The 8,533-nt window shown below is 37.0% G+C and carries 7 protein-coding genes and 1 rRNA gene; 5 read left to right on the top strand and 3 right to left on the bottom strand.

Going from position 1 to position 8,533, the window contains the following annotated elements:
• A 16S ribosomal RNA gene (locus NZ900_09550) occupies window positions 1-294 on the bottom strand; the annotation flags it as partial.
• 207 nt (window positions 295-501) lie between these two features.
• Here NZ900_09550 and NZ900_09545 point away from each other — a divergent pair.
• The 4 genes from NZ900_09545 to NZ900_09530 are packed head-to-tail and all read left to right on the top strand — an operon-like array spanning window position 502 to window position 4,166.
• Window positions 502-1,671, top strand: a complete 1,170-nt coding sequence (locus NZ900_09545) for a PLP-dependent aspartate aminotransferase family protein (protein ID MCS7234325.1) — start codon at window positions 502-504, stop codon at window positions 1,669-1,671.
• A complete protein-coding gene (locus NZ900_09540) occupies window positions 1,664-2,542 on the top strand; it encodes a DMT family transporter (protein ID MCS7234324.1) in 879 nt (292 codons plus the stop codon). The genes NZ900_09545 and NZ900_09540 overlap by 8 nt, the downstream gene beginning before the upstream one ends.
• A 13-nt stretch (window positions 2,543-2,555) precedes the next feature.
• Complete coding sequence (gene ilvA / locus NZ900_09535; GenBank protein ID MCS7234323.1) at window positions 2,556-3,761, top strand: threonine ammonia-lyase; 1,206 nt, start codon at window positions 2,556-2,558, stop codon at window positions 3,759-3,761.
• Window positions 3,762-3,776: 15 nt separating this feature from the next.
• A complete protein-coding gene (locus NZ900_09530; protein MCS7234322.1) occupies window positions 3,777-4,166 on the top strand; it encodes a RidA family protein in 390 nt (129 codons plus the stop codon).
• Here the strand turns inward: NZ900_09530 and NZ900_09525 are convergent.
• Together NZ900_09525 and NZ900_09520 are read right to left on the bottom strand one after the other, a co-directional pair.
• Window positions 4,163-5,494: a glutamine synthetase family protein gene (locus NZ900_09525; GenBank protein ID MCS7234321.1), complete on the bottom strand. Its 1,332-nt coding sequence runs from the start codon at window positions 5,492-5,494 to the stop codon at window positions 4,163-4,165. The genes NZ900_09530 and NZ900_09525 overlap by 4 nt on opposite strands.
• A gap of 24 nt (window positions 5,495-5,518) precedes the next feature.
• On the bottom strand, window positions 5,519-6,250 hold the full coding sequence (locus NZ900_09520) for a hypothetical protein (protein MCS7234320.1): 732 nt from the start codon (window positions 6,248-6,250) through the stop codon (window positions 5,519-5,521).
• Between the two features lie 95 nt (window positions 6,251-6,345).
• Between NZ900_09520 and NZ900_09515 the strand changes: the two genes are divergently transcribed.
• Window positions 6,346-8,481 (top strand): PBP1A family penicillin-binding protein, encoded by a 2,136-nt coding sequence (locus NZ900_09515; protein MCS7234319.1) that lies wholly within the window; start codon window positions 6,346-6,348, stop codon window positions 8,479-8,481.
• Window positions 8,482-8,533 lie beyond the last annotated feature (52 nt).

Raw genomic sequence — 8,533 nt, 5'->3', positions numbered from 1 at the left:
CGTCTCAGCCTTGGTAGGCCATTACCCCACCAACTAGCTGATAGGACGCAGGCCCCTCCCCAGGCAGCCTCGCCTTAAAACGAGACCCTTTCACACAGAAGCATACGCCCCTGTGCCTTACGGGGTATTAGCCCCCCTTTCGAAGGGTTATCCCCCTCCCAGGGGTAGGTTACCTACGCGTTACTCACCCGTCCGCCGCTCGGAACCCCACCAAAGGCAAGGCCCGCGCTCGACTTGCATGTGTTAGGCACGCTGCCAGCGTTCATCCTGAGCCAGGATCAAACTCTCCAATAAATATCTAAGAAAAACACACTATCCTCTTCTCAAGGTTCCCGTTTAATTTTACCATAAGCCCTATATTCAAGCAAGAGTCGTAACTTAGATAAAACCTCCCAAAAGCTTAAGACAAAAAATTGCACTTAAAGCTTTACACGATGATAAACAAGGGCTATAATTTTTAGAGCTTACTAGTTAACCATTATTTAAAAGGAGGTGTATAAATTGCATTTAGAAACAGAAGTTGTTCTTTCTCTAATTGAGGAATTTGAAAGAGGAAAACCAATAGTTATGCCAATTTACCCCTCTGCCGTTTATGAGTTTCAAAGAGAGGAGGATGAGTTTAATATACTATGGAAAAAAGAGACTGGATATAGATATGGAAGATGGAGCAACCCAACAGTTAGAGCATTAGAAAAAAAGGTTGCTCAACTTGAAAGATGTGAAGATGGAGTATCTTTCTCATCAGGAATGGGAGCTATAACGTGTACCCTTCTTGCATTATTAAGAGCAGGACAAAGTATACTCATTATCAAAGAAGTTTATGGGGATACTCTAGTTTTCGCTAAAGATTTTCTCCCACAATATGGAATTAAAGTATTTATTCATTCAGTAGAAGAAAAGGAACAAATAGAAGATATTATAGATAAAGGAATGGTAAGCCTTCTTTACCTTGAAAGCCCAACGAATCCGACCTTAAGGGTTATTGACATAAAAAATTTGACAATAAAAGCTAAAAAATTGGGTATTAAGGTAGTAGTGGACAACACTTTTGCTACCCCAATAAACCAGCGCCCCAGGCTTTTTGGAGCAGACATAATTATCCATAGCGCTACTAAGTACCTATGCGGGCATAACGATACAATGGGAGGAATAGTTGTTGGTAATAAAGAAGACATAGCTAAAATATGGGATGTAAGAAGAATTTTTGGAAACATTTTAGGACCCTTTGATGCTTATCTCGTTTTAAGAGGAATTAAGACTCTTGCTTTAAGAGTCGAAAAGCAAAATGAAAGTGCTATGGAAATAGCAAGATGGTTAGAAAAACATCCTAAAGTAAAGAAAGTATATTATCCTGGATTAGAGTCGCATCCAGATCATGAGATAGCTAAATCTCAGATGGACGGTTTTGGGGGAATGGTGTCCTTCGACATAGATACAACAGCAGATGGAGCTGCCTTTTTCATGGATTCCCTCCAGCTTATTAAGAAAGCACCGAGCCTGGGAGCGGTCGAATCACTAATAACAAGACCTGCTTTTACATCTCACAGGAACCTTCCAAAAGAAGAGAAAGAAAGACTTGGAATTACAGAAACCTTAATAAGGTTATCTATTGGTATAGAAAACGTTGAAGACCTGAAAGAAGACATAGATAGAGCACTAAAAGATGTTTAACGAAGGCGTTCTACTGGGATTTGTAACAGCTATCTGTTGGGGTATATCACCACTCCTATATCGTTGGGGAGGAATTGGCCTTTCTCCTATAGAGATAAACTTTATAAGAAATACAGGAGCCCTCGCATCCGTTCTTCTTATAAATCTCATTCTTAAAACATGGGATCATCTATATGTTCATCTTCCGATAAAGGGTTGGGTTATATTCTGTATATCCTTAATACTGGGTTTATTTATAGGAGATAATTTTTTCTTCAAAGGACTAAAACTTATTGGTGTAAGCAGGTGTACTGTTGTGAGTTCCTCCTACCCAATAATAACTATTGCAATTGCTTATTTTCTATTTAAAGAAAGAATTACTATGAAGCTCCTCATAGCATGTTTGATAGTAATTTGGGGAATTTACCTACTATACGAAAAAAGAGGCAACTACGAAGCTATTACTACATCTCTCAAGGGATACATTATTTCAATGGGAGCTGCTATTTCATGGGGAACTTCTTTAGCCCTCGTTAAAATGGTCTCTTATTACTTTACTCCGATATCTTTTATGACATGGAGAGTAGGAATTCTCTTAATAATAACTTCGATCTCCGTATTATTAAAGAAAGACATTCTGTCTACAAATATTAAAAACATAAAAAATTGGTCTATATTAAGCTTGGGCGGAACGATAGGGATAGGCATAAGTTACTTAGCATTTATAAGAGCTTTACAGATGGCGCCTGTTTCTCAAATAGGAGTTATAACAGCAACAAGTCCACTAATTACAAGCTTTCTCGCTACTATATTTTATAAAGAAAGATTGGGATTAAGGGGAAGTATAGGAAGTGTCTTTATAGTGACAGGTAGTATATTAGCCTCAATATAGAGAGGTGAAAGTTTTGATATCTCTGAAAAAAATAGAAGAAGCGAGAAAAAGAATAGCTCCTTTTATTCATAAAACGCCTATAGAATCATCTAAAACCTTAAGTAAGCTTTCAAATTGCGACGTTTTTCTAAAGCTCGAAACTTTTCAAAAAACCGGATCTTACAAGGTTAGAGGCGCTTTGAACAAAATACTCAATCTCAAAGAGAATAGAATGATAAAGGGAGTAATAGCAGCATCGGCAGGCAATCATGCCCAAGGAGTAGCCTATTCCGCTTCTCAAGTAGGAGTATACTCATTAATAGTTATGCCTGAAACAGCCCCAATGTCCAAAATAGCTGCAACTAGAAACTATGGAGCAGAGGTTATACTTCATGGAGAAGATTTCGATTCGGCTTATAAAAAGGCTAAAGAGTTAGCAGAGGAGAAAAACCTATATTTTATTCATGCTTTTGACGATCCCGAAGTCATAGCAGGACAAGGAACGATAGCTTTGGAAATACTTGAGGATCTAAAAGATGTTCAAGCAGTTATAGTACCTGTAGGTGGGGGCGGACTTATCGCAGGCGTCAGCACAGCTATAAAGGAAATAAATCCTAAAATAAAGGTTATAGGAGTTCAAGCTGAGGGAGCTCCTGCAGTCTACTTATCTATTAGAGAGGGGAAAATCATAGAGTTAGAAAAGGTTAACACCATAGCAGATGGAATTGCTGTTAGAAGACCGGGAGAGATAACAACACAAATAATTAAAAAGTATGTAGATGAAATAATTTTGGTCTCAGATGAAGAGATAGCTTCAGCTATTTTACTCCTTATAGAAAGAGGGAAACTCATAGTCGAAGCGGCTGGAGCAGTAGGAGTAGCAGCAATCATAGCTCGAAAAATTTCATTAAAAGGAGAAAAAGTTCTTGTAATTTTAAGTGGGGGAAACATAGACGTTAACATGATTGCAAGACTAATAGAAAGAGGACTAATAAAAACTGGAAGGCTTTTAAGATTTTCTACTACTCTTCCAGACAGACCAGGAGCTTTGGTTAGAATATTGAAAATTATCGCTGAGGAGCGAGGAAATATTGTATCTATAAATCATGATAGAATAAATCTCAAAATAAAACCAGCGGAAGCAGAAGTAACTATAACAGTAGAAACTTACGGTAAAGATCATATAGAGAAGATATTAAAAAGCTTAGAATATCACAAATATAGAATAAAACTTGATTAAGAAGGAGGGTTTAAAATGAAAAAGAAAATCTCTACTACTTTTGCTCCACAAGCTATAGGTCCTTATAGTCAGGGAATAATGTGTGGCAAATTTCTTTTTGTATCTGGTCAACTCGCTATTGATCCTTCCACAGGAAAACTCATAGAAGGAGATATTAAAATTCAAACTCGCAGAGTTTTAGAGAATATTAAAGCCATAGTAGAAACAGCAGGTGGAACAATGAAAGATATTATTAAAACCACTTGTTATCTTAAAGATATAAAACTTTTCAGAGAGTTCAACGAAGTCTACTCTACCTTTTTTGAAGAGGATCCACCTGCACGCACAACTGTAGAAGTAAGCTCTCTGCCAAGAGAAGGAGCTCTTATTGAAATAGATGCTATCGCATATATAGAAAAAGATTAAAGAATAGGTAAATACTTTTCAATTTCATAAGCTGTTACATGTACTCTATATTCATCCCATTCCTTTTTCTTGTTAGCTATAAATTCATTAAAAACATGTTCTCCTAATGCTTCTCTAACCAGCGTACTGTTTTCGGCAAGAATCAAAGCTTCGTATAAACTGCCAGGCAAAGTTTGTATTCCCCGCTTTTTTCTTTCTTCTTCACTCATCTCATAAACATTTTCTTCAACGGGCTCTGGAGGAGTAAGACCCTCTCTTATCCCAGCTAATCCAGCTGCTAGCATAACTGAAAAAGCCAAATAAGGATTACAAGCAGGGTCAGGAGAGCGATATTCTATTCTCGTTGCCTCCTCTTTTCCCGGTTTATAACCAGGAACCCTTATAAGATCTGATCTATTCCTCCTAGCCCATGTTATGTACACAGGAGCTTCATAACCTGGCACAAGCCTTTTATATGAATTAACCCACTGACAAGTAATAGCTGTTATTTCTCGTGAGTACTTTAAGAGACCAGCTACAAAAGAGAGAGCCAAATCAGATAGATTGTAAAGACCCTTTGAAGAAAAGAATGCATTTTTCCCGTCTTTAAATAAGGACATATGAGTGTGCATCCCAGAACCATTTACACCAAATATAGGCTTAGGCATAAAAGTAGCATACACACCATTTCTATAAGCTATTTCTTTAACTACAAATCTATAAGTCATAACGTTATCTGCCATAGTTAAAGCATCCTTATAGCGCAAATCTATTTCATGTTGAGATGGAGCGCTTTCATGATGAGCATATTCAACCTCTATTCCCATATTCTCAAGAGCTAAAACAGTTTGTTTTCTTAACTCAATGGCCTCGTCTCTTGGTATCATATCAAAGTAACCACCGTGATCTAAAATAGCAAGTTCTCTATTGCTCTTAAAATAGAAAAACTCCAATTCGGGACCGACAAAAAATTCGAAGCCCATTTCCTTAGCCTTCATAAGGTTTCTTTTTAAAACATATCGAGGATCTCCTTCAAATGGTTCCATGTCAGGAGTCAGCACATCTGCAAACATACGAGCGGTTCCTCCTTCCTCAGGAGTCCACGGTAATCTTGCGTAAGTAAAAGGATCAGGCAAAGCCAACATATCACTCTCATCAATTCTTGTAAATCCCTTTATAGAAGAACCATCAAAACCAAGTCCTTCAGTAAAAGCCTTTTCTAACTCTTCCACTGGTATAGTTAGTCCCTTTAAAAACCCCAGAATATCCGTAAACCAAATTTCCACAAATTTTATCTTCTCATCCTTAACTCTTTTTAATATTACTTCTATCATCTCATCCCTACTCATATCCTTACCCCCTCTCTTAATTTCCTACATTAACTGAGAAAAAGCAAGACTTAAAGCAACTATATTCTCTTTTATAAGACCTAAGTAAGTGTTAACTTCCCCGCTTAAATCTGCTAAAAGCCTAACTAAAATAACTCCCTTAGGAACGGGTTCTTTCAATGGATTTTTAGGATCATCTATTAATATACCTTTCACTGAAGATAAGTTCTCTAATGACACCCTCACCTCCTTTAATCCAAGTCCCTTAAGAAGATACGAAAAGTGAGGAGAAAGCGTATAGACAGTCTTCTCTTTAAACCTAGCCATACTCCACTTACCCTCTCTAAAAGTCCCTTCTATGGCTACCGAGTATCTCGAAAGATTTCTTTGATAATATCCCTCTCCTGCCAGATCTAAAAGCTTAAGAACTTTCGATACTCGGTAAATAAAACTTTTAACAGCAAGAGCATCAAAATATTCATAAGGATTTCCATCTATACGAGGAATAAAACCCAATAATACTTCCTGAGGAATATCCTTAATTTTTAGTAAACTGTCATATACCTTAGGCTCTAAATCCTTTCCCATCCAAAAAAAGGCCTTTGCCTTTTGCCAATTAGGAAAAAGCAAAATCTCAACTCGTTTACCTCCTATATTTTTAACAAGATCAGCTACAAGAGGAGAAGAAGCTCCCACCACTACCGGAGCTTCCTGAGCAAAGAGAGAATTTGCAAAAAAACATAAAAAAAAGAGCACAAAAATTATTCTTTCCCTCACTTCACAATCACTTCCATAGTAGGATTATATTAATAAAAGAACTTATGTCAATGGGCTCCGCCAAATATGATATAATCTTAAAAGCGGTGATACCAATGAAAAAGAGAGAAAGAAAAAAAGAAAAAAAACAAAGAGAAGAAACTTTTTTCCCAAGGAATCTTTTTAACATAAAAACGATAGTCATTGCTATCCTTATTACGGCCGGAATAAGCCTGGGAGCAATTGCGGGAATTCTACTATTCTGGTACAAGAGTCTACCTGATGTTTCACTTCTAGGAAAATACGAACCCAATCTTACAACCCATATATACGATATTAAAGGCAGAGTAATCGCTAACCTTTTTGAAGAAAACAGGATATGGGTCTCTTTAAATAAGATTCCAAAACATTTAATCTATGCTGTTTTGGCATCAGAAGATAGCGATTTTTACTACCACGAAGGAATAAACCTTAGAGGAATCGTAAGAGCATTATGGACTAACATTAAAAGTAGAAAGATAGTCGAAGGGGGAAGTACAATAACCCAACAGTTAGCTAAAAATCTGTTTTTAACACCAAGCAGAACATTAGAAAGAAAAGTAAAAGAGATAATGCTAGCATTTAAGATAGAGCAAACCTATGATAAAGATAGAATATTAGAGCTTTATTTGAATGAAATATATTTGGGTCATGGAGCTTATGGAGTTCAAGCAGGAGCAAAAACCTATTTCTCCAAGAACGTTTGGGAACTTTCCCTTCCAGAATGTGCTTTCCTTGCTGCTGTTATCAAAGCTCCGGCTCTTTACTCCCCTTATAGAAATTTAGATAGAGCTTTATCAAGAACAAGATATGTAATAAGAAGAATGGAAAGTTTGGGTTACATATCTCGAGAGGAGGCAGAAAAAGCTCTTCAAGAAACGATAGTTTTTTCGAGCCCTCAAGAAGCAAGGAATTGGAAAGCACCTTATTTTGTGAGTTTTATTCTTAAAGAACTTTTAGAAAAATATGGAGCTCATCAAGTATATCGAGGAGGTCTTAAAGTTTATACCACTTTAGATCTTGATCTTCAAAGATACGCCGAAGAAGCTTTAAGCAAAGCTCCTGCAGAAGGAGCTATTATCGCTATAGATCCTAAGACAGGATTTATAAAAGCCATGGTTGGTGGCAAGGATTTCAGAAAAAGCCAATTTAATAGAGCAGTACAAGCACGCAGACAGCCGGGTTCAGCTTTCAAAGCTATATTATACACAGCAGCTTTAGATAACAATTTTACAGAAAGTACGCTTGTGGAAGATTCTCCCATAGAATTTCCTAATGGCTGGAAACCTTCCAATTATGATGAAAAATTTCACGGCTGGGTCACTATAAGAGAAGCTTTTGAACATTCTTACAACGTAGTAGCAGTCAAAGTAGGTCAACAAATAGGACCTAAAATGATAATAGAATATGCTAGAAAAATGGGAATAGAAAGTCCGCTACCCAATGATCTTTCTATATCTTTAGGTTCCGCAGGGGTTAGCCCTATCGAAATGGCAACTGCTTATGCTTGCATTGCAAACGGTGGATACAGAATTAAACCTATTGCAATACTTGAAGTAAGAGACAAAGATGAAAAACTCCTTGAGAAAAACATGCCAAGCCTTGAAAAAGTTATAAGAGACGAGACGGCCTATCTTATGATAGATATGATGAAACATGTTGTAATAAGAGGAACAGGAGTGAGAGCAAAATTAAATAGACCATGTGCAGGTAAAACAGGGACTACCAATAATTTCACAGACGCATGGTTTATTGGCTTTACGCCTGATCTTGTTGCTGCAGTCTATGTCGGACATGATGATTGCTCTCCTCTCGGGAAAAACGAACCAACAGGAGGAAGAATTGCAGCTCCAATATGGAAAGATTTCATGGAAAAGGCTCTTAAAGATACACCCATCAGTGACTTCAGCATACCAAATGGTATAACCTTTATCAAAGTATGTGCTCAATCAGGAAAGCTCCCGTCAAACTCCTGTTATAACATTATAGAGCATGCCTTTATAAAAGGAACCGAACCGATTGAAACCTGCGACATTCACGGCACCTCAACAAATTCGTCTCAAATAAATACTCCCTCTTATCCATCGACTCAGATAGAATCTACTTTCTCAGAAAGTTCCTCTAAAGAAAACAAAAAGAATAAAAAAGCAGAGGACGACGAAATAGAGAGAAAGTTTCAAGAACTTCTTAAAAAATACGGTATTAAAAACTAGCTCATATATGGAAAAATTGACAGAGCTTTTAGAAAAACTATATCAGCAAACT

The organism is Synergistota bacterium, assembly GCA_025060595.1.
Classification (GTDB): domain Bacteria; phylum Synergistota; class GBS-1; order GBS-1; family GBS-1; genus 42-11.
Note: the sequence above shows the minus strand (reverse complement) of the source record. Positions and strands in the feature narration are given on the sequence as shown.

Coding starts and splice junctions, on each gene's coding strand:
- NZ900_09540 (MCS7234324.1), top strand. CDS start 1,664: ATGTTTAACGAAGGCGTTCTACTGGGATTTGTAACAGCTATCTGTTGG.
- NZ900_09530 (MCS7234322.1), top strand. CDS start 3,777: ATGAAAAAGAAAATCTCTACTACTTTTGCTCCACAAGCTATAGGTCCT.
- NZ900_09525 (MCS7234321.1), bottom strand. CDS start 5,494: ATGAGTAGGGATGAGATGATAGAAGTAATATTAAAAAGAGTTAAGGAT.
- NZ900_09515 (MCS7234319.1), top strand. CDS start 6,346: ATGAAAAAGAGAGAAAGAAAAAAAGAAAAAAAACAAAGAGAAGAAACT.